General features: G+C 55.7%; 19 protein-coding genes and 1 pseudogene. 18 read left to right on the forward strand and 2 right to left on the reverse strand.

Annotated features, from left to right (window positions below; all coding sequences use genetic code 11):
- Positions 1 to 2 precede the first annotated feature (2 nt).
- The 6 genes from ftsY to N7V53_RS20300 all read left to right on the forward strand — a co-directional run bounded on the left by ftsY (position 3) and on the right by N7V53_RS20300 (position 7,098).
- Positions 3 to 1,493 carry a signal recognition particle-docking protein FtsY gene (gene ftsY / locus N7V53_RS20275; RefSeq protein WP_279794704.1) on the forward strand — a complete coding sequence of 497 codons (1,491 nt, stop codon included), beginning with the start codon at positions 3 to 5 and terminating at the stop codon, positions 1,491 to 1,493.
- Between the two features lie 2 nt (positions 1,494 to 1,495).
- Entirely contained in the window at positions 1,496 to 2,164 is a 669-nt protein-coding gene (gene ftsE / locus N7V53_RS20280) for a cell division ATP-binding protein FtsE (protein WP_023482101.1), read from the forward strand.
- Positions 2,157 to 3,215: a permease-like cell division protein FtsX gene (ftsX, locus tag N7V53_RS20285; protein ID WP_279794705.1), complete on the forward strand. Its 1,059-nt coding sequence runs from the start codon at positions 2,157 to 2,159 to the stop codon at positions 3,213 to 3,215. The genes ftsE and ftsX overlap by 8 nt, the downstream gene beginning before the upstream one ends.
- A gap of 266 nt (positions 3,216 to 3,481) precedes the next feature.
- On the forward strand, positions 3,482 to 4,339 hold the full coding sequence (rpoH, locus tag N7V53_RS20290; RefSeq protein WP_279794706.1) for an RNA polymerase sigma factor RpoH: 858 nt from the start codon (positions 3,482 to 3,484) through the stop codon (positions 4,337 to 4,339).
- 148 nt (positions 4,340 to 4,487) lie between these two features.
- The gene (locus N7V53_RS20295) at positions 4,488 to 5,753 is read left to right on the forward strand and encodes a 4-aminobutyrate--2-oxoglutarate transaminase (protein ID WP_279794707.1); all 1,266 of its coding nucleotides are present in this window, start codon (positions 4,488 to 4,490) and stop codon (positions 5,751 to 5,753) included.
- Positions 5,754 to 5,994: 241 nt separating this feature from the next.
- The gene (locus N7V53_RS20300) at positions 5,995 to 7,098 is read left to right on the forward strand and encodes a branched-chain amino acid ABC transporter substrate-binding protein (protein ID WP_139569052.1); all 1,104 of its coding nucleotides are present in this window, start codon (positions 5,995 to 5,997) and stop codon (positions 7,096 to 7,098) included.
- 142 nt (positions 7,099 to 7,240) lie between these two features.
- Here the strand turns inward: N7V53_RS20300 and panM are convergent, their stop codons facing one another.
- Entirely contained in the window at positions 7,241 to 7,624 is a 384-nt protein-coding gene (gene panM, locus N7V53_RS20305; protein WP_279794708.1) for an aspartate 1-decarboxylase autocleavage activator PanM, read from the reverse strand.
- Positions 7,625 to 8,087: 463 nt separating this feature from the next.
- Here panM and N7V53_RS20310 point away from each other — a divergent pair.
- The 12 genes and pseudogenes from N7V53_RS20310 to ugpQ all read left to right on the forward strand — a co-directional run.
- A pseudogene (locus N7V53_RS20310) lies at positions 8,088 to 8,365 on the forward strand (hypothetical protein); the annotation flags it as partial.
- 89 nt (positions 8,366 to 8,454) lie between these two features.
- On the forward strand, positions 8,455 to 9,381 hold the full coding sequence (livH, locus tag N7V53_RS20315) for a high-affinity branched-chain amino acid ABC transporter permease LivH (protein ID WP_023482039.1): 927 nt from the start codon (positions 8,455 to 8,457) through the stop codon (positions 9,379 to 9,381).
- Positions 9,378 to 10,655 carry a high-affinity branched-chain amino acid ABC transporter permease LivM gene (locus tag N7V53_RS20320; RefSeq protein ID WP_279794709.1) on the forward strand — a complete coding sequence of 426 codons (1,278 nt, stop codon included), beginning with the start codon at positions 9,378 to 9,380 and terminating at the stop codon, positions 10,653 to 10,655. Before livH ends, N7V53_RS20320 begins: the two co-directional genes overlap by 4 nt.
- Complete coding sequence (livG, locus tag N7V53_RS20325) at positions 10,652 to 11,419, forward strand: high-affinity branched-chain amino acid ABC transporter ATP-binding protein LivG (protein ID WP_023482112.1); 768 nt, start codon at positions 10,652 to 10,654, stop codon at positions 11,417 to 11,419. The genes N7V53_RS20320 and livG overlap by 4 nt, the downstream gene beginning before the upstream one ends.
- Before the next feature lies 1 nt (position 11,420).
- Complete coding sequence (gene livF / locus N7V53_RS20330; protein ID WP_277169921.1) at positions 11,421 to 12,134, forward strand: high-affinity branched-chain amino acid ABC transporter ATP-binding protein LivF; 714 nt, start codon at positions 11,421 to 11,423, stop codon at positions 12,132 to 12,134.
- 585 nt (positions 12,135 to 12,719) lie between these two features.
- On the forward strand, positions 12,720 to 12,875 hold the full coding sequence (locus tag N7V53_RS20335; protein ID WP_023482078.1) for a type I toxin-antitoxin system Hok family toxin: 156 nt from the start codon (positions 12,720 to 12,722) through the stop codon (positions 12,873 to 12,875).
- Positions 12,876 to 13,251: 376 nt separating this feature from the next.
- Complete coding sequence (locus N7V53_RS20340) at positions 13,252 to 13,407, forward strand: type I toxin-antitoxin system Hok family toxin (RefSeq protein ID WP_023482078.1); 156 nt, start codon at positions 13,252 to 13,254, stop codon at positions 13,405 to 13,407.
- 282 nt (positions 13,408 to 13,689) lie between these two features.
- Positions 13,690 to 15,006 (forward strand): sn-glycerol-3-phosphate ABC transporter substrate-binding protein UgpB, encoded by a 1,317-nt coding sequence (gene ugpB, locus N7V53_RS20345; RefSeq protein WP_279794710.1) that lies wholly within the window; start codon positions 13,690 to 13,692, stop codon positions 15,004 to 15,006.
- A gap of 97 nt (positions 15,007 to 15,103) precedes the next feature.
- A complete protein-coding gene (ugpA, locus tag N7V53_RS20350) occupies positions 15,104 to 15,991 on the forward strand; it encodes a sn-glycerol-3-phosphate ABC transporter permease UgpA (protein WP_279794711.1) in 888 nt (295 codons plus the stop codon).
- On the forward strand, positions 15,988 to 16,833 hold the full coding sequence (ugpE, locus tag N7V53_RS20355) for a sn-glycerol-3-phosphate ABC transporter permease UgpE (RefSeq protein WP_279794712.1): 846 nt from the start codon (positions 15,988 to 15,990) through the stop codon (positions 16,831 to 16,833). The genes ugpA and ugpE overlap by 4 nt, the downstream gene beginning before the upstream one ends.
- A 1-nt stretch (position 16,834) precedes the next feature.
- Entirely contained in the window at positions 16,835 to 17,908 is a 1,074-nt protein-coding gene (locus N7V53_RS20360) for a sn-glycerol-3-phosphate import ATP-binding protein UgpC (RefSeq protein WP_200580547.1), read from the forward strand.
- Positions 17,905 to 18,645, forward strand: coding sequence for a glycerophosphodiester phosphodiesterase (gene ugpQ / locus N7V53_RS20365; protein ID WP_279794713.1), 741 nt, complete (start codon positions 17,905 to 17,907; stop codon positions 18,643 to 18,645). The genes N7V53_RS20360 and ugpQ overlap by 4 nt, the downstream gene beginning before the upstream one ends.
- Here the strand turns inward: ugpQ and N7V53_RS20370 are convergent.
- Entirely contained in the window at positions 18,642 to 19,199 is a 558-nt protein-coding gene (locus tag N7V53_RS20370; protein ID WP_279794714.1) for a DUF2756 family protein, read from the reverse strand. The genes ugpQ and N7V53_RS20370 overlap by 4 nt on opposite strands.
- Positions 19,200 to 19,285: the final 86 nt, after the last annotated feature.

Genomic DNA, 19,285 nt, shown 5'->3' on the forward strand with positions numbered 1-19,285 from the left:
CAATGGCAAATGAAAAGAAACGTGGCTTTTTTTCCTGGCTGGGCTTTGGGCAGAAAGAGCGTGCCGATGAGGCGCAAGCAGAAGAGCAGAAAACAGCGGAACAACAGGTAGAAGAGACACCGGTTGCCGAGCCTGCCGCCGACAGCGAAAAGTTCGCCGAAGAGGTTGTCGAGGTCAGCGAGCAGCTGGCGCATGAAGAGGCACCGCAGCCGGTCGCTGAAGAGCGCGTTGTAGCAGAACCGGTTGCCGAAGAGCCGGTTATAGAAGAAGCGGCTGTTGAAGAGCCTGTCGAAGAGATTATCGAAGCCGCACCTATTGCCGCCGTTGAGCATGAAGCGCTGCCGCTGCCGGAAGAGCTTAGCGAGCAGAGCATTGACGCCGAAGAGTGGCAGGCCGAAGCCGAGCCGCTGGTTACTGCGGACGTTGAAGTCACCGAGCCAGAAGTTGAAGAGATAGAAGACGAGACGCTGCCGAGCGAGGAAGAGCTGGATGCGCTGGCGGCCGAAGCGGCGGAAGAAGCGGTGATGGTTGTGCCGGTCGACGAGCCAGTTCAGGAGCAGGAGAAGCCAACCAAAGAGGGTTTCTTCGCGCGTTTGAAGCGCAGCCTGCTGAAAACAAAAGAGAATCTCGGTTCCGGATTTATCAGTCTGTTCCGCGGTAAAAAAATCGATGATGATCTCTTCGAAGAGCTGGAAGAGCAGTTGCTGATTGCTGATGTCGGCGTTGAGACCACGCGGAAAATCATCACCAACCTGACAGAAGGGGCCAGCCGCAAGCAGCTGCGCGACGCGGAAGCGCTGTATGGCCTGCTGAAAGAGGAGATGAGCGAGATCCTCGCGAAGGTGGACGAGCCGCTGAATGTCGAAGGCAAAACGCCGTTCGTTATTCTGATGGTCGGCGTTAACGGCGTCGGTAAAACCACCACTATCGGCAAGCTGGCGCGCCAGTTTGAGCAGCAGGGCAAATCGGTGATGCTGGCGGCGGGCGATACCTTCCGTGCTGCGGCCGTTGAGCAATTGCAGGTGTGGGGCCAGCGCAACGATATTCCGGTGATTGCCCAGCATACCGGCGCAGATTCCGCTTCGGTTATCTTTGATGCTATTCAGGCTGCGAAGGCGCGTAATGTCGATGTGCTGATTGCGGATACCGCTGGCCGTCTGCAGAATAAATCGCACCTGATGGAAGAGCTGAAAAAGATTGTGCGCGTGATGAAGAAGCTCGATGAAAATGCGCCGCACGAAGTGATGCTCACGATTGATGCCAGCACCGGGCAAAATGCGGTAAGCCAGGCCAAACTGTTCCACGAAGCGGTCGGTTTAACCGGCATCACGCTGACCAAGCTTGACGGCACCGCGAAAGGCGGGGTGATCTTCTCGGTTGCGGATCAGTTCGGTATCCCAATCCGCTATATCGGTGTTGGCGAACGTATTGAAGATTTGCGTCCGTTTAATGCGGGCGATTTTATTGAGGCGCTTTTTGCCCGAGAGGATTAACAATGATTCGCTTTGAACATGTCAGCAAAGCCTATCTCGGTGGGAGACAAGCGCTGCAGGGGGTGACTTTTCACCTGCAGCAGGGCGAGATGGCGTTTCTGACCGGGCACTCCGGCGCGGGGAAAAGTACCCTGCTGAAGCTGATCTGTGGGATTGAACGGCCAAGCGCCGGGAAAATCTTCTTCAGCGGCCACGATATTTCCCGGCTGAAAAGCCGCGAAGTGCCGTTTTTGCGCCGCCAGATCGGCATGATTTTCCAGGATCACCATCTGCTGATGGATCGCACAGTGTTTGATAACGTCGCGATCCCGCTGATTATCGCCGGGGCCAGCGGGGATGATATTCGCCGTCGCGTGTCGGCGGCGCTGGATAAAGTCGGGTTGCTCGACAAAGCGAAAAGCTTCCCGATCCAGCTCTCCGGCGGTGAACAGCAGCGTGTGGGCATCGCCCGTGCGGTGGTGAATAAACCTGCCGTCTTGCTGGCGGATGAACCGACCGGGAACCTGGATGAAGCCCTGTCTGAAGGGATTTTACGTCTGTTTGAAGAGTTTAACCGCGTTGGGGTGACGGTACTGATGGCGACGCACGACATGGGGCTCATTTCCCGGCGTTCGTACCGCATGCTGAGCCTGAGCGACGGCCATTTGCATGGAGGCCTGGCGGGTGAATAAGCGCGACGCAATCAATCATATTCGGCAATTCGGCAGCAAGCTCGACCGTTTTCGCAAATCCTCCTCAGCGGCGGGTGAAGGGAGCCGCAACGCGCCGAGGCGCAGCAAACCGGCCTCCCGGCCGCCTTCGCGTAAAACCAATGTCTTCAACGAGCAGATGCGCTACGCCTGGCACGGTGCGCTGCAGGATCTGAAGAGTAAACCGCTGGCAACGTTCCTGACGGTGATGGTGATTGCCATCTCGCTGACGCTGCCGAGCGTCTGCTATATGGTCTACAAAAACGTCAGCCATGCGGCGTCGCAGTACTACCCTTCGCCGCAGATCACCGTCTACTTCGATAAATCGCTGGATGATAACGCCGCGCAGCAGGTGGTCGGGCAACTTCAGTCCGAACCGGGCGTCGAGAAGGTGAACTATCTCTCCCGCGAGGATGCGCTCGGCGAGTTTCGTAACTGGTCCGGCTTTGGCGGCGCGTTAGATATGCTGGAAGAGAACCCGCTGCCGGCAGTGGCGGTAGTGGTGCCGAAAATCGATTTCCAGAGCACCGAGGCGCTGAACACGCTGCGCGATCGCATTACGCGCGTGCAGGGCATTGATGAAGTACGCATGGATGATAGCTGGTTTGCGCGTCTGTCGGCGCTGACCGGGCTGGTTGGGCGCGTTTCGGCCATGATTGGCGTGTTGATGATCGCTGCCGTCTTCCTGGTAATCGGCAACAGTGTGCGTCTCAGCATCTTTGCCCGTCGCGATACCATTAATGTGCAAAAGTTGATTGGCGCAACCGATGGATTTATTCTGCGTCCGTTCCTTTACGGCGGCGCACTGCTTGGCTTCTCCGGCGCGTTTTTATCGCTCATTTTATCTGAAATTTTGGTGATGCGACTCTCGTCGGCGGTGACGGATGTGGCGAAGGTCTTCGGCACGCAGTTTGAGTTAAGTGGCTTATCTTTCGATGAATGTTTGCTGCTATTGCTGGTGTGCTCGATGATTGGCTGGATTGCCGCCTGGCTGGCGACGGTGCAACATTTACGTCACTTTACTCCGGACTAACGATTCTCTGGTATACTCCTCCCCTGCAATGACGAATACCGTTGCAGGGAGAGCGTATCCAACTGTCTTGCTGTTCCCCGCGTCGGCTGTTCATCCGGATGTCACAATTTGTGCGTAATTTATTCACACGCCTACAAGGAACTTGTGGATAAAATCACTGTCTGATAAAAAAGTGAATGCTATTCTCGTTGCTCAAAAATGCTGGCATGTTTGTTGCCTTATGGGGACAGACCGCCGCCAGTTGATAGTGAATTGAGAGGATTTGAATGACCAAAGAAATGCAAACTTTAGCTTTAGCCCCTGTTGGCAACCTGGAATCTTACGTCCGGGCCGCTAACGCATGGCCGATGTTGACGGCCGATGAAGAGCGGGCGCTGGCTGAAAAGCTGCATTACCAGGGCGATCTGGAAGCAGCGAAAAAGCTGATCCTGTCTCACCTGCGCTTTGTTGTTCATATTGCTCGTAATTACTCGGGCTATGGTCTGCCGCAGGCGGATCTGATCCAGGAAGGAAATATCGGCCTGATGAAAGCGGTACGCCGCTTCAACCCTGAAGTCGGTGTGCGTCTGGTCTCTTTCGCCGTGCACTGGATCAAAGCTGAGATCCACGAGTATGTGCTGCGCAACTGGCGTATCGTGAAAGTCGCGACCACTAAAGCACAGCGTAAGCTGTTCTTTAACCTGCGTAAGGCTAAACAGCGTCTCGGCTGGTTTAACCAGGACGAAGTCGAAATGGTCGCCCGCGAATTGGGTGTGACCAGTAAAGACGTGCGTGAAATGGAGTCGCGTATGGCGGCCCAGGACATGACGTTTGATATGTCTTCCGATGACGATGCGCAGGACGGCCAGCCGATGGCACCGGTGCTCTACTTACAGGACAAAACATCTAACTTTGCTGATGGCATTGAAGATGATAACTGGGAAGAGCAGGCAGCCAACAAGCTGACCGATGCGATGCAGGGTCTCGACAAACGTAGTCAGCAGATCATCCGCGCCCGCTGGCTGGACGAAGATAACAAGTCCACGCTGCAGGAGCTGGCCGACCGTTACGGCGTTTCCGCCGAACGCGTACGCCAGCTTGAAAAGAACGCGATGAAAAAACTGCGCGCCGCTATCGAAGCGTAAGCGCCAGCCGCAAACAGACCGGGTCAGCGAAAGCTCACCCGGTTTTTTATTATCTGAATTTCCTCTCACTCCCGGTGCTGGTTAAAACGTCGTCTTAACGAAGGCGCTATATACTTACTCTGTGGGTTGGCACAGAGAGGGGAAAAAGGTGAAGAATAGTGAATTACATCAGCGGCGTGTAGCCGCGACGCCGCGCGGGGTTGGCGTGATGTGCGGCTTCTACGCTGAGAAAGCAGAAAACGCCACGCTGTGGGATGTGGAAGGCAACGAGGTAATTGATTTTGCCGCCGGGATCGCGGTGCTAAATACCGGCCATCGACACCCAAAAGTGATGGCAGCAGTCGAAAAACAGCTCCAGGCTTTTACGCACACCGCGTACCAAATCGTTCCTTACGAAAGCTATATCTCGCTTGCCGAGCGCATCAACGGGCTGGTTCCCATTGATGGCCCGGCGAAAACTGCCTTCTTCTCTACCGGTGCCGAAGCGGTTGAAAACGCGGTGAAAATCGCCCGCGCTTATACCAGACGCCCCGGAATTATCGCCTTTGGCGGCGGCTTCCACGGACGCACCTTTATGACCATGGCGCTGACGGGAAAAGTTGCGCCTTACAAAATCGGTTTCGGGCCGTTTCCCGGTTCGGTTTATCACGCCCACTATCCAAATGAACTGCACGGCGTCAGCACCGAACAGGCGCTGCAAAGCCTGACGCATCTCTTCAAAGCCGATATCGCCCCCGATCAGGTCGCCGCGATCCTGTTAGAGCCGGTACAGGGCGAAGGGGGCTTTAATATCGCTCCGCCAGAGTTTATGCAGGCGCTGCGTACTCTGTGCGACAGCCACGGCATTCTGCTGATCATTGACGAGGTGCAGAGCGGTTTTGCCCGTACCGGCAAACTCTTTGCCAGCGAGCATTACGCCATCAAACCCGATCTCATCACTATGGCGAAAAGTCTGGCGGGCGGTTTACCGCTCTCGGCGGTTGCCGGGCGTGCCGAGTTGATGGATGCTCCTGCGCCTGGCGGCCTGGGCGGAACTTATGCCGGTAATCCGCTGGCGGTGGCGGCAGCGCATGCGGTGCTGGATGTGATTGAAGAGGAGAAGCTGTGCGAACGCGCGAACCAGCTGGGCAAAGATCTGGTCGAAGTGCTGACCCATGCGAAAGCGCACTGCCCGCATATTGCCGATATCCGCGCGCAGGGCTCAATGGTGGCGGTAGAGTTTTCTGACCCGCATACCGGCGCGCCGTCCCCGGAGTTCACCAAACAGGTACAGGATAACGCCCTCCAAGCCGGTCTGTTGCTGCTGAGCTGCGGCGTCTATGGCAACGTTATCCGCTTCCTCTATCCGCTGACCATTCCTGATGAGCAGTTCCGAAAAGCGCTGGATATTATCCAGCGGTCGCTGACGCATTAATTATTCAGCCGCCTTATGGGCGGCTTTGTCACGTTCTCGCATCGCTCTGCCGCATAACCTGCAAAATTGCTATTCCTTATTCCATAAAATGGGGTATGTTTTAGCAGAGTATGCTGCTTACAGGGCACTATTCTGCACAATAACAAATATCATATTCTTTGCTTAGGGTAATAGGCGAAGCAATATTCCAGATAACAACATCACAACAATTGCAAAAACCATAACAATGGGGAAACTCAGGATGAAAATGAAGGGCAAAGCGTTACTGGCAGGATGTATTGCGTTAGCAATGAGCAACGTGGCATTCGCCAAAGATATCAAAGTTGCCGTTGTCGGTGCGATGTCCGGTCCGGTTGCGCAGTATGGCGATCAGGAATTTACCGGTGCTGAGCAGGCTGTTGCCGATATCAACGCAAAAGGTGGCGTCAAAGGCGACAAACTGGTGGTGGTGAAATATGACGATGCCTGTGACCCGAAACAAGCGGTAGCGGTAGCCAACAAAGTGGTTAACGACGGCATCAAATATGTTATCGGCCACCTCTGCTCCTCTTCCACTCAGCCCGCGTCCGACATTTATGAAGACGAAGGCATCCTGATGATCACGCCTGCGGCCACTGCCCCTGAGCTGACCGCGCGCGGTTACAAACTGACGCTGCGTACCACCGGCCTCGACTCTGACCAGGGCCCGACCGCGGCGAAATACATTCTCGATAAAGTGAAGCCGAAGCGCATCGCCATCATTCATGATAAGCAGCAGTATGGCGAAGGTCTGGCGCGCGCCGTGCAGGATGGCCTGAAAAAAGGCAATGCCAACGTGGTCTTCTTCGACGGCATCACCGCCGGTGAAAAAGATTTCTCCACGCTGGTTGCGCGTCTGAAGAAAGAGAATATCGACTTTGTTTACTACGGCGGTTACCACCCGGAGATGGGCCAGATCCTGCGCCAGGCGCGCGCGGCCGGTCTGAAAACCCAGTTTATGGGACCGGAAGGCGTGGCGAACGTGTCACTCTCTAACATCGCCGGTGAGTCTGCCGAAGGGATGTTAGTCACCAAGCCGAAGAACTACGATCAGGTACCGGCGAACAAACCGATTGTGGATGCCATCAAAGGCAAGAAACAGGATCCGAGCGGTGCGTTTGTCTGGACCACCTACGCCGCGCTGCAGTCGCTGGCTGCGGGCCTGAACCAGTCTGACGATCCGGCTGAAATCGCCACCTATCTGAAAGGTCACTCCGTTGAAACCGTGATGGGGCCGCTGACGTGGGATGAGAAGGGCGATCTGAAGGGCTTTGAGTTCGGCGTCTTTACCTGGCATGCGAACGGTACCGCGACCGACGCGAAGTGATGAATATTTGATAGTCGCCTTTCGCGCCGCAGGTGCGTTGGCTGCATTCGCCCCGGTCGCTTACGCCTGTAAGCTTCCGGGGATTAACGACTTCCTGCGATGCGAAATCCTGCTCAGGCATGGCTCACGCTGCCCGCTATTTTTAGTGCTTTTCCCAGCCATCTTGCTGCGCGGTAAAGCCGAGCGCTTGTGCAAAAGCGGCCATCACGGCGCGATCTTCAACGCCGATATCTGCGATCCACCAACTGGTCATCGCCGGGTTATCGCGGATCACCTCTTCCACCAGGTATTGCCCGACGCCGCGACGGCGAGTGACCTCCCGTACCCGCAGCGAATCCAGCACGCCTTCGGTGCCGCGCAACGTCACCCGCACGGCGGCCAGCAGGCGGTCATTAAACCGCGCGGCATAAATACGGTGCGTATCGTCAATATCCAGAGAGGCGGGGGCGTATTCCGGCCAGACTTTCGCTAAATCAATATGATCCTGCTCGCTGAAACTGGTCAGCCGGATAATGGTTAATTTCATCTACCGTTTGTCCAAAACGTGAAACAGGGAGTGAGTGTAAACAATTTCACCCGCCGGGGCTGGAGACTTTTTTATATTTAATACAACAGGTGAATAGTTTTAGCGCAGCGACTGGCATAGCCGGAAACGTCAGAGATCGAAAAAGATACAGGATTTTAACCTGAATGATGGCGCTTTTTCCCGCGTATACTGCCGTTATTTTATGCTGAAAGCCCCACTTTTAGATGTTTATCTCGCGCTTAATACAGAATATTATCTCTGCTTAATCGCCTGAAAAATAGAGTATTTAGTATGGTTTACGCCAGAAAACCACGCTAACCCATTAAAGGCGCTGATAAAAATAGCATTGTGCATTAAAAGTACAGAATGCTTTTTAACCACATAAAAACAAAATTTTCACACAACATCACGAACGGGGTAGCAGACATGAAAAGGCACGCGAAAACATTTGTCGCGGGAATGATTGAAAGCCGGTCATGGCAACGCGGTCTTGTTTAAAGGTATTACCGTCAGGGAAGTAGTTTTTTCTGCGCTTAACGCTCATCTAAAAAAAGAAAATATCGTCTTTGTCTACTACGGTGGTTATTAACCGGATAGTGGAGAGATGCTGCGCCGGGGACGTTGAAACAAGCCGCTGACCTGATTAACGCGTTAAAAGCCAACGGGGCTAAAACCGAAACAGGGCCGCCGAACTGGGATGAAAAAGGCGATCTGAAGGGATTTGAGTTGAGTGTCTTCTAACGACACGCCGATGGTTCGTCCTGTGTGGCGAAGTCACAGTCATCCCTCTCTTTGGACGAAAATCTTGAGAGATTTAAGAAGGTTAAGTTATGTCTGAGCAGTTTCTCTATTTCTTGCAGCAGATGTTCAACGGCGTCACGCTGGGCAGCACTTACGCCCTGATCGCCATTGGCTACACCATGGTGTACGGCATTATCGGCATGATTAACTTCGCCCATGGCGAGGTCTACATGATCGGCAGCTACGTCTCTTTTATGATTATCGCCGCGCTGATGATGATGGGCATCGACTCAAGCTGGCTGCTGGTCGGGGCCGGTTTTGTCGGCGCGATTATTATCGCCAGTGCCTACGGCTGGAGTATCGAGCGCGTTGCTTACCGCCCGGTGCGCAGCTCCAAGCGTCTGATTGCGCTTATCTCCGCCATCGGCATGTCCATCTTCCTGCAAAACTACGTCAGCCTGACAGAAGGCTCGCGCGACGTGGCCTTGCCAAGCCTGTTCAACGGCCAGTGGACTATCGGCAGCAGTGAAAACTTTGCCGCCTCCATCACGACAATGCAGCTGGTTATCTGGATCGTCACCTTTGTCGCCATGCTCGCATTAACGCTCTTTATCCGCTATTCGCGCATGGGACGCGCCTGCCGCGCCTGTGCTGAAGACCTGAAAATGGCGAGCTTGCTCGGCATCAACACCGATCGGGTGATCGCGCTGACCTTTGTGATTGGCGCGGCGATGGCGGCGGTGGCTGGCGTGCTGCTCGGCCAGTTCTATGGCGTGATCAACCCGTATATCGGCTTTATGGCGGGTATGAAGGCATTTACCGCTGCGGTGCTGGGCGGTATAGGCAGCATTCCTGGCGCGATGATTGGCGGGCTGATCCTCGGTGTGGCGGAAGCGCTCTCTTCAGCCTACCTGAGCACTGAGTATAAAGATGTGGTCTCCTTCGCGCTGCTGATTGGCGTCCTGCTGGTGATGCCGACCGGTATCCTCGGTCGCCCGGAGGTAGAGAAAGTATGAAACCGATGCATTTTGCGATGGCGCTGCTCTCTGCCGCCATGTTCTTCATCCTTGCGGGCGTCTTTATGGGCGTACAGCTGGAGCTGAATGGCACCAAACTGGTGGTCGATAACGCGGCGGATATCCGCTGGCAGTGGATCTTTATCGGCACCGCGGTGGTCTTTTTCTTCCAGTTACTGCGTCCTGTTTTCCAGAAGAGCCTGAAGGGCATTTCCGGGCCGAAATTTGTTCTGCCCGCTATCGATGGATCTACCGCTAAGCAGAAGCTGTTCCTGCTGGCGCTGTTGGTGATTGCCGTGGTGTGGCCGTTTATGGTGTCGCGCGGCACCATCGATATCGCCACTATGACGATGATCTACATCATCCTCGGTCTCGGGCTGAACGTGGTGGTTGGGCTTTCCGGCCTGCTGGTGCTGGGCTACGGCGGTTTTTATGCTATCGGTGCCTACACCTTTGCGCTGCTGAACCACTATTACGGGCTGGGCTTCTGGACCTGCCTGCCGCTGGCGGGGCTGGTCTCTGCCGCTGCCGGTTTCCTGCTCGGCTTCCCGGTGCTGCGTCTGCGCGGCGACTACCTGGCGATTGTGACGCTGGGCTTCGGTGAGATTGTGCGCATTCTGCTGCTTAATAACACCGAAGTGACCGGCGGGCCAAACGGCATCAGCCAGATCCCGAAACCGACGCTGTTTGGCCTTGAGTTCAGCCGCACAGCGCGCGAAGGGGGCTGGGATACTTTCAGCAACTTCTTCAATGTGAAATACGATCCGAGCGACCGCGTGGTGTTCCTCTATCTGGTGGCGCTGCTGCTGGTGGTGCTGACGCTGTTCGTTATCAACCGCCTGCTGCGTATGCCGCTGGGCCGCGCGTGGGAAGCACTGCGTGAAGATGAGATTGCCTGCCGCTCGCTGGGACTCAACCCGACGCGCATCAAGCTGACGGCATTTACCATCAGCGCCGCGTTCGCCGGTTTTGCCGGGACGCTGTTCGCCGCGCGCCAGGGCTTTGTCAGCCCGGAGTCTTTCACCTTTGCCGAATCGGCCTTTGTACTGGCGATAGTCGTACTGGGCGGGATGGGTTCGCAGTTCGCGGTGATCCTTGCCGCTATTTTGCTGGTGGTCTCGCGTGAACTGATGCGTGATTTCAATGAATACAGCATGTTAATGCTGGGTGGTTTGATGGTGCTGATGATGATCTGGCGTCCGCAGGGCTTGCTGCCGATGACGCGGCCGCAGCTGAAACTGAAAAACGGCCAGGCAAAAGGAGAGCAGGCATGAGTCAGCCACTGTTATCGGTAAATGGCCTGATGATGCGCTTCGGCGGTTTGCTGGCGGTCAACAACGTCTCGCTGGAGCTGCGACCGCAGGAGATTGTCTCGCTGATTGGCCCGAACGGTGCGGGGAAAACCACCGTCTTCAACTGCCTGACCGGGTTTTATAAACCCACCGGCGGCACCATTATGCTGCGCGACCAGCATCTCGAAGGGCTGCCGGGCCAGCAAATCGCGCGTATGGGCGTGGTGCGCACCTTTCAGCATGTGCGTCTGTTCCGTGAGATGACGGTGATTGAGAACTTACTGGTGGCGCAGCATCAGCAGTTAAAAACCGGGCTCTTCTCTGGCCTGTTGAAGACGCCCGCGTTTCGCCGCACGCAGAGCGAAGCGCTCGATCGCGCCGCGACCTGGCTTGAGAGGATCGGTTTGTTAGCACACGCCAACCGCCAGGCCAGCAATCTGGCTTATGGCGATCAGCGCCGTCTGGAGATTATCCGCTGCATGGTGACGCAGCCGGAGATCCTGATGCTGGATGAACCCGCGGCAGGGTTAAACCCGAAAGAGACCAAAGAGCTGGATGAGCTGATCGTCGAGCTGCGTAACCATCACAACACCACCATCCTGCTGATTGAGCATGATATGAAGCTGGTGATGGGCATTTCCGACCGGATCTATGTCGTCAACCAGGGAACACCGCTGGCCAACGGAACGCCGGAAGAGATTCGTAATAACCCGGACGTGATCCGCGCTTATCTGGGTGAGGCATAAGATGCAAAACGCAATGTTATCTTTCGACAAAGTTAGCGCCCACTACGGCAAAATCCAGGCGCTGCACGAGGTCAGTCTGCATATTAATCAGGGAGAAATCGTGACCCTGATTGGTGCCAACGGCGCGGGGAAAACCACTTTGCTCGGCACGCTGTGCGGCGATCCGCGCGCCACCAGTGGCCGCGTGGTATTCGACGGCAAAGATATTACCGACTGGCAAACGGCGAAGATTATGCGTGAAGCGGTCGCGATCGTGCCGGAAGGCCGCCGCGTCTTCTCGCGGATGACCGTAGAGGAGAACCTGGCGATGGGCGGCTTCTTTGCCCACCGCGATCAATATCAGACGCGTATTAAATGGGTGTATGAACTCTTCCCGCGCCTGCATGAACGCCGCATACAGCGCGCCGGCACCATGTCCGGCGGTGAACAGCAGATGCTGGCGATAGGCCGCGCGCTGATGAGCCAGCCGCGCCTGCTACTGCTGGATGAGCCGTCGCTCGGGCTGGCACCGATTATCATTCAACAGATCTTCGACACCATTGAGCAGTTGCGTAAAGAGGGGATGACCATCTTCCTCGTGGAGCAGAATGCTAACCAGGCGCTGAAGCTCGCCGATCGCGGCTATGTGCTGGAGAACGGGCATGTTGTGCTCGAAGATACCGGCGACGCGCTACTGGCGAATGAAGCGGTAAGAAGCGCTTACCTCGGCGGCTAACGTATTGAAGTACAATCATTTAAACCGGTCTCGCAAGGGCCGGTTTTTTTCTGAAAAATGCACTTCAGTCATACGCAGCGAGAGGGTTCGCAACAGGATGCGGGCGGCGCTTGAGGCTTTTTGCCTCATGGCTGCGCTTTAAGACGTTATGCAGAAATGTTGTGAGGCAGAAAGATGAAAGCCCCGAGTCAATTTTTCAATTAACCCGAGGCTACACAGACGCCCAGACAACGTCAGCGTAGCCTCTTACCTGCTGAAAGGCAAGGAAGTGAAGCTGCGCAAATAAGGGGCTTTCTGGTTCGCCAGAAAGCCCTTTTTTATTAGCGAAAACAGTAACATCAGCGATCGGGTTTAAATCTGAAAAACGCATTTCAGCCATGAAGTATGGCGTGTGACCGGGATATGATGCGGGCGGCGCTTGAGGCTTTTTGCCTCATGGCTGTGTATTAAGACGTTATGCAGAAATGTTGTGAGGCAGAAAGATGAAAGCCCCGAGTCAATTTTTCAATTAACCCGAGGCTACACCGACGCCTAGACAACGTCAGCGTAGCCTCTTACCTGCTGAAAGGCAAGGAGTTAAAGGCTATGAAAATCCCGCAAACTTTTATCTGCTGCGTGTTTATTCTCTGCTTCACGCTGCTGATATTCACCTACCTGACCCGTAAATCCCTGTGCGAGCTTCGCTACCGGGATAAGGAGAGAGAGGTGGCGGCTTTGATGGCTTACGAATCCGGTAAGTAGCGACCTGGGGCAGGGAGCAATCCCTGCCTTTCAGGTGCGATGATGTTGTTGCAGCGTTGCCTTCGAGCGCCGCTTAAAGGGCTTTCTGGTTCGCCGGGAAGCCCTTTTTTATTAGTGAAAACAGTAACATCAGCGATCGGGTTTAAATCTGAAAAATATATTTCAGCCATGAAGTATGGCGTGTGACCGGGATATGATGCGGGCGGCGCTTGAGGCTTTTTGCCTTATGGCTGCGCTTTAGGAAGTTATGCAGAAGTGTTGTGAGGCAGAAAGATGAAAGCCCCGAGTCAATTTTTCAATTAACCCGAGGCTACACCGACGCCCAAACAACGTCAGCGTAGCCTCTTACCTGCTGAAAGGCAAGGAGTTAAAGGCTATGAAAATCCCGCAAACTTTTATCTGCTGCGTGTTTATTCTCTGCTTCACGCTGCTGATATTCACCTACCTGACCCGTAAATCCCTGTGCGAGCTTCGCTATCGGGACAAAGAGAGAGAGGTGGCGGCTTTGATGGCTTACGAATCCGGTAAGTAGCGACCTGGGGCAGGGAGCAATCCCTGCCTTTCAGGTGCGATGATGTTGTTGCAGCGTTGCCTTCGAGCGCCGCTTAAAGGGCTTCCTGGTTCGCCGGGAAGCCCTTTGTCTGCGCCGCCATTTTTCCTTCATCTTTCCATCACTTGCGCGACATCTCTCTGACGCCTGGCTGTCATTTTTTTGTAATCAAAAAGTTATTTTTCTGTCATTCGAGCGTGTCATGTTACCTCGCGAGCACAAAACGCGTGATATCGCGCATCCCGTATAACAAGAGAGAGCACAATGACGACGTTACGACATACAGCTTTGGGTCTGGCGCTGGGATTTGTTTTTGCTGGCAATGCCATGGCCGTAACCACTATCCCGTTCTGGCACTCTATGGAGGGCGAGTTAGGCAAAGAGGTCGACTCCCTGGCGCAACGTTTTAATGATACCCATCCCGACTACAAAATCGTTCCGGTCTATAAAGGCAACTACGAGCAGAACCTGAGCGCGGGCATTGCCGCCTTCCGCACCGGTAATGCGCCAGCGCTGTTGCAGGTTTACGAAGTGGGCACCGCGACGATGATGGCCTCCAAAGCGATCAAGCCGGTTTACGAGGTCTTTAAAGATGCGGGCGTCACCTTTGACGAAAGCCAGTTTGTGCCGACCGTTGCGGGTTACTACACCGATTCAAAAACCGGGCATCTGCTCTCTCAACCCTTTAACAGCTCCACACCGGTGCTTTATTACAATAAAGATGCCTTCAAAAAAGCGGGCCTGAACCCGGATCAGCCACCGAAAACCTGGCAGGATCTGGCGGCCTACACCGCGAAGCTAAAAGCGGCGGGTATGAAGTGCGGTTACGCCAGCGGCTGGCAGGGCTGGATCCAGATTGAGAACTTTAGCGCCTGGCACGGTCTGCCGGTCGCTACAAAAAACAACGGTTTTGACGGTACCGATGCGGTGCTGGAGTTCAATAAGCCGGAGCAGGTGAAACATATCGCCATGCTGGAAGAGCTGAATAAGAAAGGTGAATTCAGCTACTTTGGCCGTAAAGATGAATCCACCGAGAAGTTCTACAACGGCGATTGCGCCATCACCACCGCCTCATCCGGTTCGCTGGCAGATATCCGCCACTATGCGAAATTTAACTACGGTGTCGGCATGATGCCGTACGACGCCGATGTGAAAGGCGCGCCGCAAAACGCCATTATCGGCGGTGCCAGCCTGTGGGTAATGAAAGGCAAAGATGATGCGACCTACAAAGGCGTGGCGCAGTTCCTCGACTTCCTGACCAAGCCGGAAATCGCGGCCGAGTGGCATCAGAAAACCGGTTATCTGCCTGTCACCAAGGCCGCGTACGATCTGACGCGCCAGCAGGGTTTCTATGACAAAAACCCGGGGGCGGATATCGCCACGCGCCAGATGCTGAACAAGCCGCCGTTGGCCTTCACCAAAGGGCTGCGTCTGGGCAATATGCCGCAGATCCGTACCGTGCTTGATGAAGAGCTGGAGAGCGTGTGGACTGGTAAGAAGACCCCACAGCAGGCGCTGGACTCAGCGGTTGAGCGCGGTAACCAGTTGCTGCGCCGCTTCCAGCAGTCGACCAAGTCTTAATGAGTTAAAGGCCGGATAAGCGCAGCGCTTGTCTGGCCTGTAAATCGGTCCATGTATCGCGTCGCCGCCCTCCGGCATATTTAAAAAGAGCCTTGCTATGTCCTCATCCCGTCCGGTGTTTCGTTCACGCTGGCTACCCTATCTGCTCGTCGCGCCGCAGTTGGCGATCACGGTGATTTTCTTTCTCTGGCCTGCGGGCGAAGCGCTGTGGTACTCCGTGCAGAGCGTCGATCCCTTTGGTCTCTCTAGCCAGTTTGTCGGGCTGGATAACTTCACCGCGCTGTTTCATGACAGCTACTACCTCGACGCCTTCTGGACGACGATCCGTTTTAGCGCGATGGTCACCTTCAGCGGCCTGTTTGTCTCGCTGTTCTTTGCCGCGCTGGTGGATAACGTGGTGCGCGGCAGCCGCATCTACCAGACGTTGATGCTGCTGCCCTACGCCGTGGCACCAGCCGTTGCCGCCGTATTGTGGATCTTTCTTTTCAATCCCGGACGTGGATTGATTACGCACTTCCTTGAGCAGTTCGGTTATCACTGGAACCATGCGCAGAATAGCGGTCAGGCGATGTTTTTAGTGGTGTTCGCCTCGGTGTGGAAGCAGATTAGCTACAACTTCCTATTCTTCTTCGCCGCGCTGCAGTCCATTCCCCGCTCGCTGGTGGAAGCCGCCGCCATTGATGGCGCGGGACCCATTCGCCGTTTCTTCAAACTTTCGCTGCCGTTGATCGCACCGGTCAGCTTCTTCCTGTTGGTGGTCAACCTGGTCTATGCCTTCTTCGATACGTTCCCGGTTATCGATGCGGCGACTGCCGGCGGCCCGGTGCAGGCGACCACTACGCTGATTTATAAGATCTACCGCGAAGGGTTTGTCGGCTTGGATCTCTCTTCATCCGCGGCGCAGTCGGTGATCCTGATGGTGCTGGTGATTGTGCTGACGGTGGTGCAGTTCCGCTATGTCGAAAGTAAGGTGCGCTACCAATGATTGAGAATCGCCCAGGGCTGACGCTGTTCAGCCATATCATGCTTATCGCAGGCGTTGCGGTGGTGCTCTTCCCGCTCTACGTCGCGTTTGTCACCGCCACGCTTGATATCAACGCGGTGTACGACACACCAATGACGCTTATTCCCGGCGGCCATCTTTGGGAGAACCTGCGCGCGATTTGGGTTAACGGCGTCGGCTCCAATAGCGCGCCATTCTGGCTGATGCTGACCAACAGCTTCATCATGGCACTGGTGATAACCGTAGGGAAAATTGCCGTTTCTATCCTTTCGGCCTTCGCTATCGTCTGGTTCCGTTTTCCGCTGCGAAATCTTTTCTTCTGGATGATTTTCAGTACCTTGATGCTGCCGGTAGAGGTACGCATCTTCCCGACGGTGGAAGTGATCGCCAACCTCAAGATGCTCGACAGCTACACCGGCCTGACCTTGCCACTGATGGCCTCTGCCACTGCGACTTTTCTCTTCCGCCAGTTCTTTATGACGTTGCCGGATGAACTCATAGAAGCCGCGCGCATTGATGGCGCTTCGCCGATGCGCTTTTTCCGCGACATTGTGCTGCCGCTGTCGCGCACCAATCTTGCGGCGCTGTTCGTCATCACCTTTATCTACGGCTGGAATCAGTACTTATGGCCGTTGTTGATTATCAGCGACGTCAACCTCGGCACCGCCGTGGCGGGCGTCAAAGGGATGATGTCGAGCGGTGAGGGCACGACGCAGTGGAACCAGGTGATGGCTGCGATGCTGCTGACGCTGATCCCCCCGGTTGTTATCGTTTTAACCATGCAGCGCGCCTTTGTGCGCGGTCTGGTCGACAGTGAGAAATAAGATGTCATCTCTAAAATTACAGGCAGTGACAAAAAGTTGGGACGGTGGCAAAACTCAGGTGATTGAGCCGCTGACGCTGGATGTGGCCGACGGCGAATTTATTGTCATGGTTGGCCCGTCGGGCTGCGGAAAGTCGACGCTGCTGCGCATGGTTGCCGGGCTGGAGCGCGTCTCCGGCGGCGATATCTGGATTGACCGCCAGCGCGTCACGGAGAAGGAGCCAAAAGATCGCGGTATCGCGATGGTGTTTCAGAACTATGCCCTCTATCCGCACATGAGCGTGGAAGAGAACATGGCCTGGGGGCTGAAAATCCGCGGCATGGGCAAGGCGCATATTGCCGGACGCGTGGCGGAAGCGGCGCGTATTCTGGAGCTTGAAGGCCTGCTGAAACGCCGTCCGCGCGAGCTTTCGGGCGGCCAGCGCCAGCGCGTGGCGATGGGCCGCGCCATTGTGCGCGATCCGGCGGTCTTCCTGTTTGATGAGCCACTCTCTAACCTTGATGCCAAGCTGCGCGTGCAGATGCGCCTTGAGTTGCAGCAACTGCACCGACGCCTTAACACCACCTCGCTCTATGTGACTCACGATCAGGTGGAAGCGATGACGCTGGCGCAGCGCGTGATGGTGATGAACAAAGGCGTTGCCGAGCAGATCGGTACGCCGGTTGAAGTGTATGAAAAGCCCGCCAGCCGCTTTGTCGCTAGCTTTATCGGCAGCCCGGCAATGAATCTACTCGATGGGCACATCAGCCAGACTGGTACGCACTTCGAGCTGGCAAGCGGCATGGCATTGCCTATTAACTGGAACTATCGCGGTTATGCCGGACGGAAAATGACGCTGGGTATCCGCCCGGAACATATTGCGCTAAGCTCACAAGCCGCAGGCGGCGTACCGCTGGTGATGGATACGCTGGAGATGCTCGGCGCGGATAACCTGGCCCATGGCCGCTGGGGTGAGCAGAAACTGGTGGCGCGTCTGTCGCATCAGGAGCGCCCGGCACCCGGCAGCACGCTGTGGCTGCATCTGGCGGAACATCACCTGCACTTATTCGATGGTGAAACAGGACAACGCGTATGAATAACTGGCCCTATCCCCGCATCGTCGCCCATCGCGGCGGTGGAAAACTGGCTCCGGAAAACACCCTGGCAGCGATCGATATCGGCGCCAGATATGGCCATACAATGATCGAATTTGACGCCAAATTATCAAAAGATGGGCAGATCTTTCTGCTGCATGATGACAACCTGGAGCGCACCAGTAACGGCTGGGGCGTGGCGGGCGAGCTGGCGTGGAGCGATCTGCTGAAAGTCGATGCCGGGAGCTGGTACAGCGGCGAATTTAAAGGCGAGCCGCTGCCGCTGCTGTCGGAGGTGGCGCAGCGCTGCCAGCAGCATGGCATGATGGCGAATATTGAAATCAAACCAACGACCGGCACCGGCCCGCTGACGGGCAAAATCATCGCGCTTGCTGCCCGCGAGCTGTGGTCAGAGATGACCCCGCCGCTGCTCTCCTCGTTTGAGATCGATGCGCTGGAAGCGGCGCAACAGGCTGCGCCGGAACTGCCGCGCGGTCTGCTGCTGGATGCCTGGCGCGATGACTGGCAGGAAGTGACAGACCGCCTGGCCTGCACCTCTATTCATCTCAACCATAAACTGCTTGATGAAGCACGCGTTCGCATGCTGCGCGACGCCGGGCTGCGTATTCTGGTTTACACGGTGAATCAGCCGGCGCGCGCGGCGGAGTTGCTGGCGTGGGGCGTCGATTGCATCTGTACGGACAATATCGAAACCATCGGGCCCCACTTTGGCGCTTAAGGCGTAGTGGTTTGCGGCGTGCTGTGCAGCATGCCGCCACTTTGTGTTTGGGTCTGCGGCAACATATGCGGCTGCTGCAGGGTCGAACCGCTGGCGCTGTTTTGCGGATGAAGCATGCCGCCGCCGTTGCCGCTTTGCTGGCTTAGCATTTCGCCCCCGTTGCTGCTGCTCTGGTTTAACGCTCCTGCGTTGTTACTGTTCTGCTGGCTGAGCATCCCGCCACCGCTACTGCTGCCCTGGCTTAACATCCCGCCGTTGCTGTTGGGGAGCACTTGCTGGTGGGCGGGGTCGAGCTCCCCCGGCTGAGCCTGCCTTATTCGCTGTGAGTTATCGTTCATCTGTATTTGCAGGTTCTGCTGCTGCTGGCGGCTCTGCGTCTGCTGCTGCTGTTTCAGTAACCCTTGCTGCTGCTGTTGCTGGTTGAGCATTTGCGTCTGCATCCGCTGCTGGCTGGGCACGACATACTCTGGTTGATTCGGGTTGTTTGTCGGGTTAAGCGGCTGCGCGAAAGCGGTAAACGGCAGCAGGGCTGCCACAATCACAAGGCGTTTCATTCTCATCTCCTCCCGTTGAGGCCTGTCCCTAAGTTTAGTCGCATTCCTGCATGACCATGATTTTTTGCGCATTGTGAACCAGACTT

The organism is Kosakonia sp. HypNH10 (assembly GCF_029850615.1).
Classification (GTDB): domain Bacteria; phylum Pseudomonadota; class Gammaproteobacteria; order Enterobacterales; family Enterobacteriaceae; genus Kosakonia; species Kosakonia cowanii.

Excerpts from the sequence above, each read along its gene's own strand:
- N7V53_RS20300 (WP_139569052.1), top strand. The coding sequence starts at position 5,995 with ATGAAAATGAAGGGCAAAGCGTTACTGGCAGGATGTATTGCGTTAGCA.
- livF (WP_277169921.1), top strand. The coding sequence starts at position 11,421 with ATGCAAAACGCAATGTTATCTTTCGACAAAGTTAGCGCCCACTACGGC.
- ftsY (WP_279794704.1), top strand. The coding sequence starts at position 3 with ATGGCAAATGAAAAGAAACGTGGCTTTTTTTCCTGGCTGGGCTTTGGG.
- ugpB (WP_279794710.1), top strand. The coding sequence starts at position 13,690 with ATGACGACGTTACGACATACAGCTTTGGGTCTGGCGCTGGGATTTGTT.
- livH (WP_023482039.1), top strand. The coding sequence starts at position 8,455 with ATGTCTGAGCAGTTTCTCTATTTCTTGCAGCAGATGTTCAACGGCGTC.
- ugpQ (WP_279794713.1), top strand. The coding sequence starts at position 17,905 with ATGAATAACTGGCCCTATCCCCGCATCGTCGCCCATCGCGGCGGTGGA.
- N7V53_RS20340 (WP_023482078.1), top strand. The coding sequence starts at position 13,252 with ATGAAAATCCCGCAAACTTTTATCTGCTGCGTGTTTATTCTCTGCTTC.
- N7V53_RS20335 (WP_023482078.1), top strand. The coding sequence starts at position 12,720 with ATGAAAATCCCGCAAACTTTTATCTGCTGCGTGTTTATTCTCTGCTTC.
- N7V53_RS20370 (WP_279794714.1), bottom strand. The coding sequence starts at position 19,199 with ATGAAACGCCTTGTGATTGTGGCAGCCCTGCTGCCGTTTACCGCTTTC.
- ugpA (WP_279794711.1), top strand. The coding sequence starts at position 15,104 with ATGTCCTCATCCCGTCCGGTGTTTCGTTCACGCTGGCTACCCTATCTG.
- N7V53_RS20320 (WP_279794709.1), top strand. The coding sequence starts at position 9,378 with ATGAAACCGATGCATTTTGCGATGGCGCTGCTCTCTGCCGCCATGTTC.
- panM (WP_279794708.1), bottom strand. The coding sequence starts at position 7,624 with ATGAAATTAACCATTATCCGGCTGACCAGTTTCAGCGAGCAGGATCAT.
- N7V53_RS20360 (WP_200580547.1), top strand. The coding sequence starts at position 16,835 with ATGTCATCTCTAAAATTACAGGCAGTGACAAAAAGTTGGGACGGTGGC.
- livG (WP_023482112.1), top strand. The coding sequence starts at position 10,652 with ATGAGTCAGCCACTGTTATCGGTAAATGGCCTGATGATGCGCTTCGGC.
- ugpE (WP_279794712.1), top strand. The coding sequence starts at position 15,988 with ATGATTGAGAATCGCCCAGGGCTGACGCTGTTCAGCCATATCATGCTT.
- ftsE (WP_023482101.1), top strand. The coding sequence starts at position 1,496 with ATGATTCGCTTTGAACATGTCAGCAAAGCCTATCTCGGTGGGAGACAA.
- rpoH (WP_279794706.1), top strand. The coding sequence starts at position 3,482 with ATGACCAAAGAAATGCAAACTTTAGCTTTAGCCCCTGTTGGCAACCTG.